This is a genomic window from Nocardiopsis xinjiangensis YIM 90004 (assembly GCF_000341145.1).
In the GTDB taxonomy this organism is placed as follows: domain Bacteria; phylum Actinomycetota; class Actinomycetes; order Streptosporangiales; family Streptosporangiaceae; genus Nocardiopsis; species Nocardiopsis xinjiangensis.
Map to the genome: position 1 here is coordinate 136,891 of NZ_ANBE01000009.1, position 18,495 is coordinate 155,385.

General features: G+C 71.0%; 15 protein-coding genes. 8 read left to right on the forward strand and 7 right to left on the reverse strand.

Annotation, left to right across the window (positions count from 1 at the left end; translation table 11 throughout):
* The first annotated feature begins 132 nt into the window (after nucleotides 1–132).
* On the forward strand, nucleotides 133–2,760 hold the full coding sequence (locus D473_RS0106635; protein WP_017608300.1) for a bifunctional FO biosynthesis protein CofGH: 2,628 nt from the start codon (nucleotides 133–135) through the stop codon (nucleotides 2,758–2,760).
* A gap of 76 nt (nucleotides 2,761–2,836) precedes the next feature.
* Here the strand turns inward: D473_RS0106635 and D473_RS0106640 are convergent, their stop codons facing one another.
* The gene (locus D473_RS0106640; protein ID WP_017608301.1) at nucleotides 2,837–3,865 is read right to left on the reverse strand and encodes a chitinase; all 1,029 of its coding nucleotides are present in this window, start codon (nucleotides 3,863–3,865) and stop codon (nucleotides 2,837–2,839) included.
* A gap of 375 nt (nucleotides 3,866–4,240) precedes the next feature.
* Between D473_RS0106640 and D473_RS0106645 the strand changes: the two genes are divergently transcribed.
* Nucleotides 4,241–5,194, forward strand: a complete 954-nt coding sequence (locus tag D473_RS0106645) for a methyltransferase (RefSeq protein ID WP_083917923.1) — start codon at nucleotides 4,241–4,243, stop codon at nucleotides 5,192–5,194.
* Here the strand turns inward: D473_RS0106645 and D473_RS0106650 are convergent.
* From D473_RS0106650 to D473_RS0106660, 3 genes are read right to left on the reverse strand one after another with little or no spacing between them, the layout of a single operon-like run.
* On the reverse strand, nucleotides 5,172–5,864 hold the full coding sequence (locus tag D473_RS0106650) for a tRNA-dependent cyclodipeptide synthase (RefSeq protein WP_017608303.1): 693 nt from the start codon (nucleotides 5,862–5,864) through the stop codon (nucleotides 5,172–5,174). The genes D473_RS0106645 and D473_RS0106650 overlap by 23 nt on opposite strands.
* A gap of 13 nt (nucleotides 5,865–5,877) precedes the next feature.
* The gene (locus D473_RS0106655) at nucleotides 5,878–6,198 is read right to left on the reverse strand and encodes a DUF6092 family protein (RefSeq protein WP_017608304.1); all 321 of its coding nucleotides are present in this window, start codon (nucleotides 6,196–6,198) and stop codon (nucleotides 5,878–5,880) included.
* Nucleotides 6,179–6,730, reverse strand: a complete 552-nt coding sequence (locus D473_RS0106660; protein ID WP_017608305.1) for a nitroreductase family protein — start codon at nucleotides 6,728–6,730, stop codon at nucleotides 6,179–6,181. The genes D473_RS0106655 and D473_RS0106660 overlap by 20 nt, the downstream gene beginning before the upstream one ends.
* 100 nt (nucleotides 6,731–6,830) lie before the next feature.
* Between D473_RS0106660 and D473_RS0106665 the strand changes: the two genes are divergently transcribed.
* The gene (locus D473_RS0106665) at nucleotides 6,831–7,874 is read left to right on the forward strand and encodes a methyltransferase (protein WP_033352858.1); all 1,044 of its coding nucleotides are present in this window, start codon (nucleotides 6,831–6,833) and stop codon (nucleotides 7,872–7,874) included.
* 39 nt (nucleotides 7,875–7,913) lie between these two features.
* Here D473_RS0106665 and D473_RS0106670 read toward each other — a convergent pair whose 3' ends face one another.
* Nucleotides 7,914–9,209: a coenzyme F420-0:L-glutamate ligase gene (locus D473_RS0106670; RefSeq protein ID WP_017608307.1), complete on the reverse strand. Its 1,296-nt coding sequence runs from the start codon at nucleotides 9,207–9,209 to the stop codon at nucleotides 7,914–7,916.
* Nucleotides 9,206–10,186 (reverse strand): 2-phospho-L-lactate transferase, encoded by a 981-nt coding sequence (cofD, locus tag D473_RS0106675; RefSeq protein ID WP_017608308.1) that lies wholly within the window; start codon nucleotides 10,184–10,186, stop codon nucleotides 9,206–9,208. Before cofD ends, D473_RS0106670 begins: the two co-directional genes overlap by 4 nt.
* A 272-nt stretch (nucleotides 10,187–10,458) precedes the next feature.
* On the opposite strand from cofD, the gene D473_RS0106680 reads away from it, so the two are divergent.
* From D473_RS0106680 to D473_RS0106695, 4 genes are all read left to right on the forward strand, one after another.
* Nucleotides 10,459–11,619 carry a hypothetical protein gene (locus D473_RS0106680; protein WP_241474721.1) on the forward strand — a complete coding sequence of 387 codons (1,161 nt, stop codon included), beginning with the start codon at nucleotides 10,459–10,461 and terminating at the stop codon, nucleotides 11,617–11,619.
* 238 nt (nucleotides 11,620–11,857) lie between these two features.
* Nucleotides 11,858–12,145, forward strand: a complete 288-nt coding sequence (locus tag D473_RS0106685) for a WhiB family transcriptional regulator (protein ID WP_026118359.1) — start codon at nucleotides 11,858–11,860, stop codon at nucleotides 12,143–12,145.
* A 264-nt stretch (nucleotides 12,146–12,409) separates the two neighbouring features.
* Nucleotides 12,410–15,898 carry a glycosyltransferase family 2 protein gene (locus D473_RS0106690; RefSeq protein WP_026126680.1) on the forward strand — a complete coding sequence of 1,163 codons (3,489 nt, stop codon included), beginning with the start codon at nucleotides 12,410–12,412 and terminating at the stop codon, nucleotides 15,896–15,898.
* A 2-nt stretch (nucleotides 15,899–15,900) separates the two neighbouring features.
* Nucleotides 15,901–17,490 (forward strand): DUF5719 family protein, encoded by a 1,590-nt coding sequence (locus D473_RS0106695; RefSeq protein WP_017608310.1) that lies wholly within the window; start codon nucleotides 15,901–15,903, stop codon nucleotides 17,488–17,490.
* A gap of 18 nt (nucleotides 17,491–17,508) precedes the next feature.
* Here D473_RS0106695 and D473_RS0106700 read toward each other — a convergent pair whose 3' ends face one another.
* The gene (locus D473_RS0106700) at nucleotides 17,509–17,895 is read right to left on the reverse strand and encodes a metallopeptidase family protein (protein ID WP_017608311.1); all 387 of its coding nucleotides are present in this window, start codon (nucleotides 17,893–17,895) and stop codon (nucleotides 17,509–17,511) included.
* A 222-nt stretch (nucleotides 17,896–18,117) separates the two neighbouring features.
* Between D473_RS0106700 and D473_RS0106705 the strand changes: the two genes are divergently transcribed.
* Entirely contained in the window at nucleotides 18,118–18,483 is a 366-nt protein-coding gene (locus tag D473_RS0106705; RefSeq protein WP_017575242.1) for a DUF3499 domain-containing protein, read from the forward strand.
* Nucleotides 18,484–18,495 lie beyond the last annotated feature (12 nt).

Genomic DNA, 18,495 nt, shown 5'->3' on the forward strand with positions numbered 1-18,495 from the left:
TCCACGCCTCGACCTTAGGGCCTGTCCGGTGGATGCCTTCCGGCGCGCGCCGGAAGGTACTGCGCCGTGGGCGTCCTTCGAGAGTGGCGGTGCGGCGCTGGCCCGGGAAGTACCGGAGCGTAAGGTGCCCGTATGAGTGGTGCGAACGACCTGGATTCCGTCACGCCCCCGACCCCGTCGGCGATGCGCAGGGCCCTGGCCCGCGCACGGGACGGCAAGACCCTCGATGCGACCGAGGCCGAGGTACTCCTGCACGCGCGCGGGGAGGACCTCCAGACCCTGCTCGGCCACGCCGGCCGTGTGCGCGACACCGGACTGGAGGCCCATGGACGCCCCGGTGTGGTCACCTACAGCCGCAAGGTCTTCCTCCCCCTGACCCGTCTGTGCCGAGACCGCTGCCACTACTGCACGTTCGCGACCGTGCCCGGCAGGCTCGAGGCCCCGTTCCTGTCCCCGGACGAGGTTCTCGACATCGCGAGGAAGGGTGCGGCCCAGGGTTGCAAGGAGGCCCTGTTCACCCTCGGCGACCGGCCCGAGGACCGTTGGAGCCAGGCGGCCGAGTGGCTGGGCGCCCACGGTTACGACGACACCCTCTCCTACGTCCGGGCCATGGCGATCATGGTGCTGGAGGAGACCGGCATGCTCCCGCACCTCAATCCCGGGGTGATGACCTGGTCCGACCTGCAGCGCCTCAAACCGGTCGCCCCGTCCATGGGGATGATGCTGGAGACCACCTCCGAACGGCTGTTCACCGAGAAGGGACAGGCCCACTACGGCAGTCCGGACAAGGACCCGGCCGTGCGCCTGCGGGTGCTGGAGGACGCCGGCCGTTCCAGCGTCCCCTTCACCACCGGGGTCCTCCTCGGTATCGGCGAGAACCACACCGAGCGCGCCGAGTCGATCTTCGCGATGCGCGGGGCCGCCCGCCGCTACGGCGGGATCCAGGAAGTCATCGTGCAGAACTTCCGCGCCAAACCGGCCACCGCGATGATGCACCGCCCCGACGCCGAGATCGAGGAGATGGCCGCCACCATCGCGGTGACCCGTCTGGTCATGGGGCCCAAGGCGCACATCCAGGCGCCGCCCAACCTCATCGGCGGCGAGCACGGCGGCCGCGACGAGTACGCACTCATGCTCCGCGCCGGGATCGACGACTGGGGCGGGGTCTCACCGCTGACCCCCGACCACGTCAACCCCGAACGCCCCTGGCCGCAGATCGAGGACCTGGCCGCACGCTGTACCGAACACGGCTTCACCCTGCGCGAGCGCCTCACCGTCTACCCCGAGTACGTACGCGCGGGCGAACCCTGGCTGGACCCGCGGATCTCCGGTCACGTGGCCGCCCTCGCCGAACCCGGGACCGGTCTGGCCGCCGAGGACGCCCCCGTGCGCGGCCGTCCGTGGCAGGAGCCCGAGGCCGCTCTGGCCTCGTCCGGGCGCACCGACCTGCACACCGGGATCGACGCCGAGGGGCGTACCGGTGACCGGCGCGGTGACTTCGACGCGGTCTACGGCGACTGGGACGAGCTCCGCGAGGGTGTGGACCGCCGGGGTGCCGTGCCGCGGCGGTTCGACCCGGAGATCGCCGCTGCCCTGCGGGCCGCCGAGGAGGACCCGGCCGGGCTCGACGACGACCAGGCGCTCGCGCTGCTGCACGCCGACGGCCCCGAGCTGGAGGCCCTGACCGGGCTGGCCGACCGGGTGCGGCGGGACACCGTCGGCGACGACGTCACCTACATCGTCACCAGGAACATCAACTTCACCAACGTCTGCTACACGGGCTGCCGCTTCTGTGCCTTCGCCCAGCGCCGCACCGACGCCGACGCCTACACACTGTCCCTGGACCAGGTCGCCGACCGGGCCGAGGAGGCGTGGAAGGCGGGTGCGACCGAGGTGTGCATGCAGGGCGGCATCCACCCCGACCTGCCGGGCAGCGCCTACTTCGACATCGCGTCGGCCGTGCGTGACCGGGTCCCGGACATGCACGTGCACGCCTTCAGCCCGATGGAGGTCGTCAACGGGGCCGCGCGTACCGACCTGCCGGTGCGCGAGTGGCTGACCCGGGCCCGCGACGCCGGCCTGGGGTCCCTGCCGGGCACGGCCGCGGAGATCCTCGACGACGAGGTGCGGTGGATCCTCACCAAGGGCAAACTCCCCGCCCGCGAATGGATCGACGTGGTCACCACGGCCCACGACCTGGGGATGGCGACCACGTCCACGATGATGTACGGGCACGTGGACTCGCCCCACCACTGGGTGGCGCACATCAAGCTGCTCCGGTCGTTGCAGGAACGTTCACTGGAGCGCAACGGCCGTCCCGGCTTCACCGAGTTCGTACCGCTGCCGTTCGTGCACACCAACGCACCCATCTACCTGGCCGGACTGGCGCGCACCGGGCCGACCGTGCGGGAGAACCGGGCCGTGCACGCGTTGGCGCGGCTGTTGTTGCACGGGGCGATCGACAACATCCAGTGTTCGTGGGTCAAGCTCGCCGAGGACACCTGCCGGCAGTTGCTGGCCGGCGGGGTCAACGACGTCGGCGGCACCCTCATGGAGGAGACGATCAGCCGGATGGCCGGATCCGATGAGGGCTCGTACAAGACCATCAGCGACATCCGGGAGCTGGTGGAGCCCACGGGCCGTCCACTGCGCCAGCGCACGACGCTGTACGGAACGGTCCCGCAGGAGCGGGTCCGGGTGGCCGAGGAGAGCGACGGGGTGGCCCCCAGCATCCTGCGTCCGAACCTGCCGCTGGTCTGAGCCCGCGGTCACAGAAGAAGGGCGGGGCGCCGGGGGAGGGCGCCCCGCCCTCTCTTTCGGCGGATCGGTCGGCGGGTCAGTTCAATCGCGGCGAGACCGTGTCGGCGAACTCGTAGCCGTTCGCGGCGTCCCAGTTGATCGACCAGGTCATCACGCCGCCGATGGGTCCGTAGGGCGATTCGGGCGCGAAGGAGCCGCAGGACCGGCCTTCTTCGAGGCAGTCCAGGGCGTCGACGACGCCCTGGGGATCCATGTACCCGCCGCCGGCGGCGGCGGGGGTGGCGGGCAGCCCGAGGCCGACCTGCTCGGGCTCCAGGCCCATCTCGAGCTGGATGCAGGCGAGTGCGGCCACGAAGTCCGAAGTGCCCTGCTCGTACACCGAACCGTCGCAGCCCAGCATCGAACCGGAGTTGTAGTACTGCATGTTCACCAGGGTGAGGATGTCGGAGATGTTCTCCGCGAGCTGGTAGTAGCCCTGGCCGGGGGTCTGGAAGTCGATGGTCTGCGGCGCCATCGTGATGATCGGGTCGGTGCCGGACAGCTCGTCGAGCTGCCGCAGGGCGCCGGTCATGTGCTCGGCGTCGATGCCGTGCTCGAGGTCGATGTCGACGCCGTCGAACCCGTAGTCCTCCATGAGTTCGTGGGTGGTCTCGGCGAAGTTCTCGGCCTGGGCGGGGTTGGTGACGTCGACGTGCCCGAGCTCGCCGCCGACCGAGATGATCACGTTGGTCCCGTCGGCCTGGAGGGCGGCGAGGTCGTCACGGAACTCCTGGTCGGTGTAGCCGCCGAGCTCGTCGCCGGCGAGCTCGAAGGTGATGCCGCCGTCGAGTTCGGGGTGGTTCTCGGCGAAGGCCACGGCCACGAGGTCGTACTCCTCGGGGACGTCGCCGAGCGGCATGACCGTGGAGCCGTTGTCGAAGTTGTGCCAGTACCCGGTGAGCCACTGGCCGTTCTGCTGGGGTGCGGTGTCGGCGACGGTCTCGGCCTCGGCCGTCTCGGGGCCCTGTGCGGCGACGGTGACGCCTGCGGCGCCGAGCGCGAGGGCGGCGGTCAGAGCGAGCCCGGTGCGGGGTCCGGTCCTTCTCCTGTGGCGGTGGGTGCTCAAGGGGGGTCCTTCCGTCGAGCGGGGGGACGAAGGCGGGCTCCGGGGAGCCCCCGAATTGTGAAGAAACCTTAAAGTTGTACCGCCATCCCGTCAACGTAAACTGGAAAGTTAGTTTGCAGTTTTCTTGGGGACGCGGTCCCGGCTCTACCGGTCGCTCTCGGCGGTCGGGGCGGCCCTGTTCGCTTTCCTGGGCGGTCGCCCGGGGCGATGCGGGCCCATGAGGCCGTAGAGTAAAGGACTGATGACCGTAAGTATCGAACGCGGCCGCTCCGGTCCGGTCGAAGCGCAGGAGAAGGAAGGTACCGGGTGTTGGACCGAGGGACCACCCCCCACGAACGGACCGAGGCTCCCCTGGCGGAAATCGTTTCAGCGGCGATGCTCCTGCATGCCGTGTCGGCCCTGCTCGAACTGGGTGTGGTGGAACGCCTGAAGGAAGGCCCCCGGGACCTCCGTGAACTCGCGCTCGGTTCCGGCGCCCACGAGGAGCGCTTGCTCGCCGTCCTGCGCCCGGTCGCTGCGGCGGGTCTGGTCCACGAATCCGCACCCGGGACCTTCGAGCTGACCCCGGCAGGGCGGCATCTGCGCCGTGACGACCCTCTGGGGCTGCGCGACCTCTTCCGGATGTGCACCCACGGCGATTTCTTCCAGGCCTGGACCCGACTGGCCCGGTCGGTGGAGTCCGGCCGTACGGCCTTCGAGCTGCAGACCGGGAGCGATCTCTTCCTCTACCTGGCCGAACGGCCCGAGGAAGCGGAGCTCTTCCACCGGGCGATGAACGCCTCCGCCCCCGCCGACGTGCTCCTGGAGGCGGCCGACCTGTCCGGTGCCCGGGTGGTGGCCGACCTCGGTGGGGGAGAGGGGGCCACCATCGCCGCCGTCCTCCGGGCCTGTCCCGCGAGCACCGGTGTGCTCTTCGACCTGCCCGACGTGGTGGCCGGGGCCGGCCCACTCCTGCGCCGGGAACAGGTGGCCGACCGGTGCGACGTCGTGGCCGGTGACTTCTTCGACGGCGTACCGGACGGAGCCGACGTCTACGTCATGGCCCGTGTCCTGCAGAACTGGCCACCTGAGGAGGCGGTCCGGATCCTGCGTAACGTGCGTGCGGCGATGTCCGGCACGTCCCGCCTGCTCGTGGTCGGTCACCTCTCCGAGTCCACACGCCCCAGCCCCTTCGTCGAGGCCATCGGTCTGAGCATGTTCGTGCTCTACGGGGCGGTGTCGCGCACCTCCGAGCAGTACGAGGCACTCTTCGCCGAGGCGGGGCTGGCTCTGAGCAGGACGCACCGTGTCCGGGACGGGGAGTCGGTCATGGACGTTCGCCGCGCATAGGAGGCCGGACCACGACATGTCCCTGTCCGGGGTCGAAGCAGGTTCCGTCCTCGTAGAGTTCCGCCACGACCGGGAGCAGGTCGTGATAGCAGGACACCGAGGAGGGCACCCCCAGCACTCTCGGGGTGGCGACGAGGAAGGGGAGCTCCGAACGCAGGTAGGACAGGCCGGCACGGAACCGGTCGTCCTCGGCACAGAGCCGGCCTCCCAGTACACGGTTCACGTGTTCCTCGCATGCGCGGCGCACCTGCGGATTGCCGTCGAACTCCCGGTCCAGGTGCTGCTGGACGGCGCGGTAACCGGGCAGGTCGACGGTCTCCGACAGCGCCATGGAACGCAAGCGTGCCGGGGCGGTCCCGACCGCCTCGACCGCACGGCGGATGCGCCTCCGAACGTCCCGGAGGGCTCTCTTGGTCCTGCGCGCGGCCTGTTCCTCATCGGCCCCACCGGCCTGGTGCATCGTGTTCAGGTGGAGGTCGGTGTGGAGGACGTCGACGCGGTGGAAGCGCCGGACCGCCCAGTCCAGCAGCTGGGTGAGCCGCTCCTGATTGAAATAGCTGTTGCCGGTGCTGACCCCGATGAGAGCGTGGTCGCCACGGGTGAGCAGGTCGGCGCAGGAGGGCGTGAAGGGTCGTACCTCGAACCCGTCGCCGTCCCGGTGCTGGGGCACGGTCCGTACAGGTTCAGGCCGAGACGGCATCGGTCCCCTCCAACACGGACGCGAGCCGGTCGCACAGGTCGTCGAGGAGGACGTCGAGTTCACGGTCGGCCATCGCCCCGCACATGACGTCCTCCATCCGCGATCGCAGTTCCGGCAGTCCCGGGTGGTCCCCGTGCCCCAGGTCGGCGCGGAGGGAGAGCACACGGCGGGCGGCGTCCAGGCATCGCAGCGGGCCGTACTCGCGGGGCTCCTCCAACAGCCCGCGGCCGCTGCTGAGCAGGTAGGCGGAGAGCAGCAGGAGCTCCTCGCCGGTGCGGGGACCGTCAGCCTCGCCAGCGGTCATGGCTGATCACCTCGTTCCTGTCACGTCGTGGGGCGGACTCGATGGGCCGGGCCGGGTGCCCGATCGGAACCAGGAGCAGGGGTTCCAGGTGGTCGGGGAGCCCGAGGAACCTCTGGACCGGGCTCTTGCGGAAGCTGGCGGAAGGACACCCGCCCAGCCCGAGGGCGTGCGCCGCGAGCAGCAGATTCTCCACCGCCATCGCCACACAGAGCATCCCCTCGTCCCAGGCACCGCCGCCCACAGCGCGGGAACGGTCGAAACAGGCCGCCACGATCAGCGGAGGCGGTTCGATGATGCCCGGGGAGAAGGCCCGCACCAGCCGAAGGGTTCTGCTGCGGCGGATCGTGACGAAGGCCCATGCCTGCTTGTTGGAGGCCGAGGGGGCCGCGAGCATGGCGTCCAGCATGGGGTCGAGGAGCTCGTCCTCCACCGGCCGTCCGTCGAAGGAGCGGACCACACGCCGTGTGGTCAGTACTCGCAGAGCGGGGGTGGCCCGGTCCTCGGTCCGTGTCCCAGTGTCGGTGCTCAGCACCCTTACTCGCTCTCTGTGAATTTACGATTCCGAAGAGTAATATACAGTGCTGACCGACCCCTCCGACAACGTTCGGAACAGGGACGACCACCGGAAAGGCATCGCGAACGTGCCCACCGCTCCCCTCACCCGCGCCGGCTTCAGCGGCCCGGCCCTGCGCCTCTACGAACTGATCACCGCGAGCTGGGTGGCCTCCGCCGTCAGCGCGGCCGCCGAGCTCGGCGTGGCCGACGTGATGACGGCCGAACCCCGCAGTGCGGAGGAGATCGCCGCCGAGATCGGTGCCGACCCCGAGACCCTCCACCGGCTCCTGCGCGCCTGCACCGACCTGGAACTGGTCGATCTGGTGCCGGGGCGCGGGTTCGCACTGACCGGTCTCGGGCGGGCACTGCGCGGAGACGCTCCCGACTCCATGCGCGCCTACGCCCGGTGGATGGGCACACGGGCCGAGCGCTCCACCATGGCGTACCTGGCCGACGCCGTGCGCACCGGAGGCCCGGTCTTCGAGGACGTGCACGGGATCCCGGTCTGGTCCTACATGCGCAACGCTCCCGGGACCGCCGCTCTCTTCGACCGCGGGATGACCGACATCTCCGCCCAGCTCACCCGCAGCATCGTGGACGAGTACGACTTCGGTGGCATCGAGTGCCTCGTCGACGTGGGCGGCGGACACGGCCGACTGCTCTCGCTGCTTCTGGAGGCGCATCCCCGCATGCGCGGTGTGCTCTTCGACCGGCCCGAGGTGATCGCCCGACCGGAACCCGCACTCACCCGGGGGGACGTGGCCACGCGCTGTCGGGTCGAGGGCGGCGACTTCCTGGAAGGGGTTCCGGCCGGGGCGGACGCCTATCTTCTCGCGAGCGTCGTCCACAACTGGAACGACGAGGACGCGGCGCGGATCCTTTCCCGTTGCCGGGAAGCCGTCGCACCACGGGGGCGGGTCCTGCTCGCCGAAGTCCTGGTACCGGAGGGGCCCGAGCCCGCACCGACCGCCACGCTCATGGATCTGAGCATGCTGGTCCAATGCGGTGGCAAACAGCGCACGGAGCGCCAGTTCGCCGATCTGCTCCGGGACTCCGGGTTCCGGCTCGAACGGATCGTGCCCGCGCAGGGGATCGCCGTCGTCGAAGGGACACCGGCCTGAACCATACGGGGCCGGAGCGCGCGCATCCGGCCCCGGGAACTAACGCACGACGACGAAACCGTCCGGGTCACGCGGTGGACGGTCGCCCGGCGGCTCGGCCGGATACCCCACGGCCACCGATCCCATCGGCTGCCAGTCGGTCGGCAGGTCCAGGACCTTCCGGACCACGTCGGCGCAGAACATCGTCGAGGAGATCCACGCCGAACCCAGGCCCTCCATCGCCAGGCCCACGAGCAGGTTCTGCACCCCCGCACCCATCGCCACGTGGAACATCGTGCGTTCCGCGTCCGCGCGGCGCTCGTCCGGGTAGGGGTGGGCGCCGTCCGCCACCAGGAACGGGACGACCAGGGACGGGGCGCTGCGCAGCACGTCGCCGCGCCGGGTACGCCGGGCGATCTGCTCCTCGGTGAAACCGTCGCCGCGCAGATCCGCGATCCACGCCTCGAGCATCGCGTCCAGCAGGCGCTCGCGTACCTCCGGCGACTCCACCAGCACGAACCGCCACGGCGTCGTGTGGTGCGGCGCGGGTGCGGTCACCGCCGAGGCCACCGCCCGCCGCACCAGGGCCGGCTCCACCGGGGCGTCGGAGAAGGAGCGCACCGTGCGCCGGGCCGGCACCACGTCGCGCGAACCGAACCGGAACAGGTCCGCGTCGGCCGGCCGCACCAGTGCGGCCGCACCGGGACCGTCCTCCTCGGTGACCATGTCGGCCAGGCCGCCGACCACCGCCACGGGTACCCCCGCGGTCTTGCCCTTGACCAGTTCCCCGGCGCCGGCGATCTCGTCGGCGACCGCGTTGACCGTGGCCTCCATGATCTGTCCACTGCTGTCGGGGGTCCCGCGCAGGTCCTCCAGGGGCTGCATCCCGGACGCCCCGATGGCCACGTCGGTCTGACCGGTGCGCCAGGGACGGCCGAAGGTGTCGGAGACCACGACCGCCACGTTCACACCGAGACGCTCGCGCAGCCCTGCCCGCAGCGCCCGGGCCGAGGCGTCGGAGTCCTCGGGCAGCAGCAGCACCGTGCCCGGCTCGACGTTGGAGGCGTCCACCCCAGCGGCCGCCATGACCAGGCCCTGGCGGGTCTGCACGATGCGGGTGTGCCCGGCCCGGGCCACCACCCGCTCGGTCTCGGCGGTGATGGCGTCGTCGCGTTCCATCCGGCGCGAGCGCCCCTCGGCCTTGCTCACGATCTTGGACGTCACGACGAGCACGTCCCCGTCGACCAGGGGCGTGCCCGAGGAGCGGACGGCGTCGGCGATCAGGTGCGCCAGGTCGTCGCCCTCCCGCACCTCCGGAACGCCGGGCAGGCCGCGGACCCGCAGTTCGGTGATCACGCGCGCGCCTCCGAGAGTTCGGTCGCCAGGTCCACGGCGGCGCGGGCGAGGGCCTCGGTGGCCTCCGGGCCGTTCATGTACAGGGGCCGGGAACGCACCTCGATCCCCTCGACCCCGGTGCCGGCGTCGGCCTCGTCGACCAGCCACCCGTCGAGCAGGTCGGATCCCAGGTGCTCGGCGACCGCTCCCGCGTCGGTCTCCACCCCGATGGCGGACAGGCAGGCATCGGCCATGCCGCGTACGGGCGCGCCCCCGATGATGGGGGAGACCCCGACGACGGTCTTGTCGAGCATGGCCTCGCGGATCCCGGGGACCTGGAAGACCGAGCCCACACTCACGACCGGGTTGGACGGCGGCAGGATCACCGCGTCCGCCTGGGCGATGGCCTCCAGCACGCCCGGTGCCGGCTTGGCCGACTCGGCGCCCATGGCCACGAACCGGTGGGCCGGGAGGGCGGCACGGTGCCGGATCCACCACTCCTGGAAGTGGATCGCGCGCGTGCGGCCCTCCTCCTCCACGACCACGTGCGTCTCCACCTGGTCGTCGGTCATCGGCAGCAGCCGCACCCCCGGCTGCCACCGGTCGCACAGGGCCTCGGTCACCGCGGAGAGAGGGAAACCTGCGGCGATCATCTGCGCGCGTACGATGTGCGTGGCGGTGTCACGGTCGCCGAGGCCGAACCATGTGGGCTTCATCCCATAGGCGGCGAGCTCTTCCTTGACTGTGAAGGACTCGTCCTTCCTCCCCCAGCCCCGGTCGTCGTCGATGCCGTCGCCCAGGGTGTACATCACAGTGTCCAGATCCGGACAGATCCGGAGCCCGAACAGTGTGATGTCGTCGCCGGTGTTCCCGATGACGGTGATGGAAGGGTCTGTGGTCTGCTCTTCGGAGGCCGGCGCGTCCGTCCCGAGAGCGGCCTTGAGGCCGCGGAGGAAACGGGCGCCGCCGATACCGCCGGCAGGTACGACTATCCGCATGCGTCCAAGTCTGGCAGGCTGGGAACACGTATGGGTCGTCTGCCCCGCGGTGCGACCCGAGCGGCGTGTGACCGTACCGAGATCGGGGGTTCGCGAACCCCGGTACGTAGGCCGCCATCCCACTTCACGGCCCGGAGTGTCCGGCTGTCCCCATTTCTGTCTGGACCCGGCCGATTCACCCGACAGTCCGACGATATGCCAAGCTTCGACCGACGCGACGGCGATGCAGCGGAAGAGGGGAACCTCTCTTGAACAACGAAACACTAGAACGCTTGCGCCTTCCCGCGGCGTGGGTCCTGATCGGTGCGGTCGGGGCCTCGATGCTGTCGGGGCTGATCGGCCTGATCGCGCAGACGAGCGGTGCCGGGGAGTACCGGACCGAGGGGAGTTTCCCCTCGGCGGTGCTCTCCCACGCCAGTGACTTCTTCGGGCTCTCCGTCGTGGTCTTCCTGGCGGCGGCGGTCGCGCTGGTGCTGACGAGTGAGCGCACCAAGCCCTCCGCTCTACCGATCGTCGTCACCGCGATCGTCATGAGCGGTGTGGGCCTGCTGTTCGTGCTGATCAACGCCATCACCGTGTTCATGGTCGAGACGGGCTCCGTCGCCTACGGGTTCACCAACTTCATCGGCACCCTCGGCAGCGGTGCGGTGCTCGGCCTGTTCGGGTTCTTCCTCCTGAAGGCTTTCAACGACCCGAACCTGGTGCCGCGCCCTGTGCCCCAACCCGGCCAGTACAACCCGCAGGGTTTCCCGCCCGCGACCGGCGCCCAGCAGTCCTTCGCCGGCTACGGCCAGGACATGTACGGCCAGCAGCAGGGCTTCGGCCAGGACGCCTACGGTCAGCCGGTGGCCTACGGAACCGGTGCGCAGCAGGCCTACGGCCAGGACATGTACGGCCAGCAGCAGGCCTACGACCCGTCCGCCTACGGTCAGGACGCTTACGGTCAGCAGGTTTACGGCAGCGGTGCGCAGCAGGCCTATGACCCCTCGGCCTACGGTCAGGCCTACGGGACCGGCGGCCAGCAGGCCTACGGTCAGGACGCCTACGGCCAGCAGCAGGCCTACGACCCCTCCGCCTACGGCCAGCCGGCGGCCTACGGGCAGGGTTACGACCCCTCCCAGTACGCTCCCCAGCCCGGCGCCGACCAGCCCCAGTCGGCCTCCTCCGGCGAGCAGGCGGCCTTGGACGCCATCCAGTACGGCTGGTACCAGGGGGCCGACCAGCAGTACCAGCAGGGCCAGGACACACCGTCCGCCCCCGGAGTTGACCCATTCTTTAACTCCGGTGAGAACGCTGGTACCGATGCGTCCTCGCAAGGTGGCGCGGGCTACGGAGGTGCATACGGGAACTCCGGTGCATACGGCTCTGACCAGCAAGGACAGGGTGGCTCCGGGGGTCAGCAGGGTTGGTACGGCAACGACGGTCAGCGCTGAGCCCGACCTGGGCCTCCGTGCTCTCCGCCACCTCGGGTGCGCGTGAATTGCGTGGTAATCCACAGAACGGACATCGCGGGCCTGTCACAGGCAGTTCGCGACATGATATTCAGTGGATTACCACGCAGGGCGCTTGACGCACAGCGAGTGTCACGCGTGTAATTTCAAGGTGGGATTCAACCCGGCCCGGGGGATGAAAAGGGCCGGGGACATCTATGGGGGGCAACAGGAGGTGCGCATGAGCGAGGTCATCCCGCTGGCGCACGGCTCGGACGAAGATCTGGGCTGGCAGGAACGTGCCCTGTGCGCGCAGACCGACCCGGAGGCTTTCTTTCCCGAGAAGGGCGGCTCCACGAGGGAGGCGAAGAAGGTCTGCCAGTCCTGCGAGGTCCGGGCCGAGTGCCTGGAGTACGCACTGGAGCACGACGAGCGCTTCGGTATCTGGGGGGGACTCTCCGAGAGGGAACGCCGGCGGCTGAAGAAAGCCGTCGGGGGAGATTTCGATTTCCTCGCGGACATGCTCTAGGTAGGCCGGACAAGACGCGCACCCCGGTGGACCCATCGGGGTGCGCGTCTTTTGTGTGCGGATCGGTTCAGGACTGAGGTCCGGTTTGGTGCCGGTGGCCGTATCACGGGTGAATGCACCGATATGAGGCCTATGGAGCTACGCCGTCTCCGTGTGCGGAATAGGCACGTAATGGTGCCGAGTCGCGTATCGTGATGTCTCGTCTCAGCAGTCCCGCACCCCTCCGCGGGACAGCCCCTCTCCGGAAGTGAACCCACTACAGCCGTGCTTGACCAGGATTCCGCCCGCCACGTCGTCACCGCGGTCGTCGTGACCCACGACGGGGCCCGTTGGCTCTCCGAGACGATGACGGCGCTACGGGGACAGACCCGCCCGTTGCAGCGCGTCGTCGCCGCGGACACCGGGAGCACCGACGACAGCGTCGACATCCTCGCCGAGCACCTGCCCTCGGACTCCATCACGGAGCAACCGTCCGAGACCGGGTACGGCGACGCCGTGCGCGCCGCTCTGGACCTGCCGCGATCGAGCACCGGGGTACGGGACTCCGGCGAAGGGGCCACCGAGTGGCTCTGGTTGATCCACGACGACCTCACCCCCGAGCCCGATGCCCTCGAGCAGCTCCTCGCCGCCGCCGACCAGGACCCCCGCGCGGCCGTTCTGGGGCCCAAACTGCGGGACTGGTTCGACCGGCGGCTGCTCGTCGAGGTCGGCGTGACCATCGACGGCGCGGGGCGGCGCGAGACCGGCCTGGAACAGCGTGAGTTCGACCACGGCCAGCACGACGGCAACCGGCAGGTCCTGGCGGTATCCAGCGCCGGTATGCTCGTGCGCCGCGATGTGTGGGACCGCCTCGGCGGGTTCGACCCGTCCCTGCCGCTGTTCCGCGACGACATCGACTTCTGCTGGCGTGTGGGCGGCGCCGGGCTGCGCACGCTGGTGGTCACCGACGCCGTCGCCCACCACGCCGAGGCCTCCTCACGACGGCGCCGGGGGATCTCCGCGACCCGAAACCACCCCAGACGCGTGGACCGGCGCCACGCGGTGTTCGTGCTGCTGGCCAACCTGCCCGCCGGCGGCATGGCGGCGGCCCTGCTGCGCAACTCCTTCGCGTCGTTGATGCGCATGGTCATGTATCTGCTCATCAAACAGCCCGCGAACGCCCTCGACGAGGCCGCCGCGATCACGCTCATCTACCTGCGGCCGGTCAAACTCCTCCGTGCCCGGGCCCGGCGCCGCCGGGACCGCCGCCGCACCTACAGCGCGATCCGGCCCTTCCTGGCGCACGGGGTGGCGATGCGCCAGTTCGCCGACGCCCTCACCGCGGTGCTGACCGGTGACACCATCCGCAACACCCCCGGACGCCACCAGGCCGTGACCGCGCCCCCCGATCCCGACGACGAGGACGAGGCCCTCTCCGACAACCAGAGTTTCCTGCGCCGGGTCGTGAGCCGACCCGGGGTCGCGCTCGTCCTCGGTCTGACCGCGCTCTCCCTGACAGCCGGACGGTCCTTGCTCTTCGGTGACCTGCTCGCGGGCGGGGCCCTGCCCCCGGCGGCCGGCAGCGCCGCCGACCTGTGGTCGCTCTACCTGTCCGCCAACCCCGACAGCGGGATCGGCGCCGGCGGGCCTGTGCCGCCCTACGTCGGACTGCTGGCACTGCTGTCCACCCTCACCCTCGGCCAACCCTGGCTCGCGGTGACGGTGATCCTGCTCGGCTGTGTGCCCCTGGCCGGCGCCACCGCCTACCTGCTGGCCAAGGACGTACTGCGCTACACCCCTGCCCGCCTGTGGCTGGCCGGCACCTACGCGCTGCTGCCCGTCGCCACGGGAGCGGTCGCACAAGGACGCCTGGGCACCGCGCTGGTACACGTTCTGCTGCCGGTACTGGCTCTTCTGCTGGTGCGTGTGGTCAGCCTTCCGGAGAAGGCTTCCCGACGCGCTGCATGGGGGGCGGGCCTGATCCTGGCAGTGTCCACCGCGTTCGTGCCGATGGTGTGGCTGCTGGCCCTGGTCACCGGGGTCCTGGTCGCCGTGGCCTTCGGGCACGTCGGACGACGCCTCTACGTCAGTGTCGCCCTGAGCCTGGCACTGCCGATCGTCCTGTTGCTGCCGTGGTCGCTGGAGTTGCTCCTGCACCCCACGCTGTGGCTGTTGGAGGCCGGACTGCACCGGCCCGAACTCTCCGGATCCGGCGCCGGCCCGCTCGATCTGCTCCTGTTCTCGCCCGGCGGTCCCGGTATGCCGCCGGTCTGGGTCACCGCGGGGTTCCTGGTCGCCGCCCTCCTGGCACTGTTGCTGCTGCGCAACCGCATGGTCGTGGCCGCAGGGTGGTCGCTGGCCCTGTTCGGGCTGCTCGTGGCGGTCGTGACGAGTCGTTTGATCGTCGAGCCCTACTTCGGCGGCCCGCCCGCCCCGGTCTGGCCCGGTGTGGCGCTCTCCTTCGCCGCCACCGCCGTACTCATGTCCGCGGGCACCTCCGCCCGCGCGATCGGCGACATGCTCCGCGGCGACCACGGGGGCGCACGCGAGGACCTGCGGTGGTGGTCCGACTGGCGGCGCGGGTTCGCGCTCGCCGTCACCGTGCTCGCCCTGGCCACACCCGCCACGGCCGCTGCCCTGTGGATGTGGGAGGGCGCCGACGGGCCCGTCACGGCACACGCCCCCGAGACCGTTCCCGGGGCATTGCAGAGTCGCAGCGACGACGGAACCGAACCGCGTGCCCTCGTGGTCGCCCCCGACGGTGAGGGCCACGTCGACTACACCGTGGTGCGCGGCCGTGAACCGCATCTGGGGGAGGAGGCCGTCGTCCCCGACGAGTCCGGCGCAACGAGCATGGACCGCGCCGTGGCCCAGCTCAGCGCGGGCCAGGGCGGCGATCAGCTGCACACCCTTCTCGACCACGGGGTGCAGTACGTGCTCTACCCGCGCCCGGAGGACTCGGGGCCCGCGCGGGCCACCATGGTCGACGTGTTGGACGGCACCCCCGGCCTGGACCGGCAGTCCCTGTCCGACCACTACGGGCTCTGGCGTGTGTCCGAGGAGACCGGTGCCCTGCGCGAACTCCCCGAGGGCGGCCTGGACGCCACGGCCCTGACGGTCGAGGGCCGTGCCGGGGACATGACGGCCGAGGTCGGCGACGGTCCCACCGGCCGCCGTCTGGCTCTGGCCGAACCCGCCGACGGCACCTGGAACGCCACCCTCGACGGCGCCGAACTGTCCCCCGTCCCCACCGAGAACGGCACCCAGGCCTGGGCGCTGCCGGTCGAGGGCGGCCGACTGCAGGTGTGGCACACCGACCACGTGCACACCGCGTGGATCCTCACACAGGGGCTCCTGCTGCTCGTCGTCGCCGTCCTGGCGGCGCCCGGCGTGCGAACCGACGAGGAGGCCCGGCTCATCGCCGCCACCCCGCCGCCGCGCCCGCACCGCCCCGACCGCCTGCGCCGTTCCGGCCGCCGTGGCCGCGGAAGACGTGGTGCCACGGGCGAGAGCACGGAGGATGCCGGGCGGCAGAGCGCCGCAAAGGTGTCCGGCTCGCACACGGCGGCCGAAGCGGTCCCCGGGCCCGGGGAGGAGGACGCCGGTGTCCGTGCCGGGACCGATGACGGGTCCGCACGCGAAACGACCACCACGACCGGATCCCTCCCGGCCCTGAGGGGCGGGGGACGGCGCAAGGGCACCCGCCGCAAATCCGGCCGCCGCTCCGGCCCCCGAAGCCGCCGTGGCACCGACCGTTCCGAGGGTGAGGAATAACCGTGCGACTGATCGTGGAGAACCGGTTCGCGCTGTTCGGGCTGGTCGTGTTGTCCCTGGCGGCCCTGCTCGGCGCCGCCCTCCTCACCCGCCCGCTCACCGCCGAGGTGGGGGTGAGCGAGGCCGGGGCGGTGCGTCCGGACCGTGCCGTGCGGGTGTGTCCCCAACCCCATGAGGACTCCGACGCCGACAGCGCTGCCGCGGCCTTCGCCCCGAGGGTGAGCCGTGACGACGAGGGCGAGTTGTGGGCCGTGCCCGTTTCCGGGACCCCCGACGGGGAGGACGGTGCAGACGCCGACGAGGACACCCGCGCCACACCCGGCCCCGGCGCCGACCACCTCGACGAGGACGACCTCATCGGGGAACAGATCACCGAACCCGGCCTGGTCTGGAGCACCGGGACCGACGAGGCCGACGACCCCACCGCCGTGCACGCCGCAGGAGACCTCGCCTCCGGACTCGAGGTGTCCCAGGTCACCTCCTCCGACGACGAGGCCACCGAGGTCGTGTGCGCCCAGCCCTCCATCGGTACGTGGTTCGCCCTGCCCGGCGGTGACGACCCCGACGGCGTGGACCTGGACGGCCTCACCGCGCACCTGGCCAACCCCGAGGACTTCCGCGCCACCGTCAACGTGGACATCTACACCGCCGACGGCCCCTCCCATTCCCCGGAGAGCCGCGGGATCCCCTTGGGCCCGGGGGAATCCACCGAACTCGACCTGACCGAGTCGGTGCACAGCACGAGCGCAGCCGGGGTCCACGTGCGCACCAGCACCGGGCGGGTCGCCGCGTCCCTGCTGGCCGAGCACTCCTCGGGCGGGACCGACTGGGTCAACCCCACCACCGGACCGGCCGAGAACGCGGTCGTGCCCGGGGTGCCCGGGGGCGAAGGTGTGCGCCGTCTCCTGCTCGCCGCCCCCGGGGACGAACCCGTCACCGCACAGGTGCACGTGCTGACCTCCGAGCGTGCGGAGGAGGACGGCGAGAACGGGGGCGACGGGGCCGGGACGCCCGGTGACCCGTACACGGTCACCGTTCCCCCGGCCGCGTCCGCGTGGCTCTCCCTCGAGAGCGCTCTGGCGGAGGAGCCCGGCACGGCCGTGATCGAGGCGGACGGCGAGGTGGTCGCGGGCGCCGTCGCCGAGACCGACGGTGGTTCCGAGACCGCCTACAGCGCCGCCGCCGACCCGCTCAGCAGGCCGCTGGACACCATGGCGGTGCTCCCGGACGTGCCGCGCGAGGCCGAGACCGAGGTCGTGGTGGGTGCCACCGAGCGCGACACCGAGATCATGGCCACGCCCGTGGGCGACGAGGGCGACCAGGGCGACGCCGTCAAACTGAGGATCCCCGCCGGAACCACACAGGTGCTGGGCACCGACACCGAGGACGTGGCCTGGGAGCCGCCGCCCGGCATCGGATCCGGCGACGGTTACGCCGTCCGCCTCGATCTGGTCGACGAGGACTCCGGGCCCGTGCACGTGGCCAGGGTGCTGCGGACCGACGACGGGATCGGTGCGGCCCCGGTACGTCCCGCACCGGTCGAGGTCCCGCTGCCCGTGGTCCGCGACAGCTCGGTCGCCCTCACCCCCTGAGTCCTGGACGGGGGAGGCTCAGCCCTCGGGGTCGACCGACTCCGGCTCCAACCCGAGGAGGTTGGCGACCTCCTCCACGACCGTCTCGTGGACCAGGAGGGCCATCTCGTCGGGGTCCTTGGTACGGATCTCGACCGGACGCCGGTACACCACGATGCGGGCGCGGCCGTCGGGGTCGGTCTCCAAGCGGGAGAAGGGGATCGTCTCCGCCATCGGCGGTACCGGTGGGACGTCCTCGACGAGGAAGTCGACATTGGCCAGTTCACGGGACCACAAGCGCTCCAGGCGTTCGACCGCGTCCAGGACGAGATCGTCGAACGCCTGCGCTCGGCTCCGGAAGACCGGCAGGTCAGCAGGGACGAGAGGGCCGCGGATACCACGTCCTCGGCGGTCCCTTCGCCGCACACGGTTTGGTTGCCCACTGGAAAGGCGCACTCGTCGCACACTCCGAGACTAAGCCATCGGCGGGCTCCCGCGTAGCCCGCTCGGCCGCACACCGAAGGCCCCGCGTCCGCACGGGGCCTGCCCGGCGGGGCAGGGCACACAACGGGCCGGTTGTCCACCGAACGCGCCTGGGCTTGGGCCGAAGCTGGCATGTCCTTGAGGAAGGGCATACAGTCGTTGCCTGTGAGCCATGTTCGACGCTGTTCCCGCACCGCGTGCAGGCAACCCGCCGTTTTCACGCTCACGTACGTCTACGCCGACTCGACGGCCGTCCTCGGTCCGCTCGCCGCCTACGTCGAGCCGCACTGCTACGACCTGTGCGCCATGCACGCCGACCGGCTGACCGCCCCCCGCGGGTGGGAGGTCGTGCGCCTCCCGGTCGAGTCGGTGGGCGGTGGTCCCGGCAGCGACGACCTGGAGGCCCTTGCCGACGCTGTACGTGAGGCGGCGCGGCCCCCTGCGCAGAACGAACCCGAGGGCGAGGACACCACTCGCCGCGGGCACCTGCGTGTGGTGCGTTCCGACCAACAGCCGCCCCGGCAGTCCTGAACACCCCGGCCG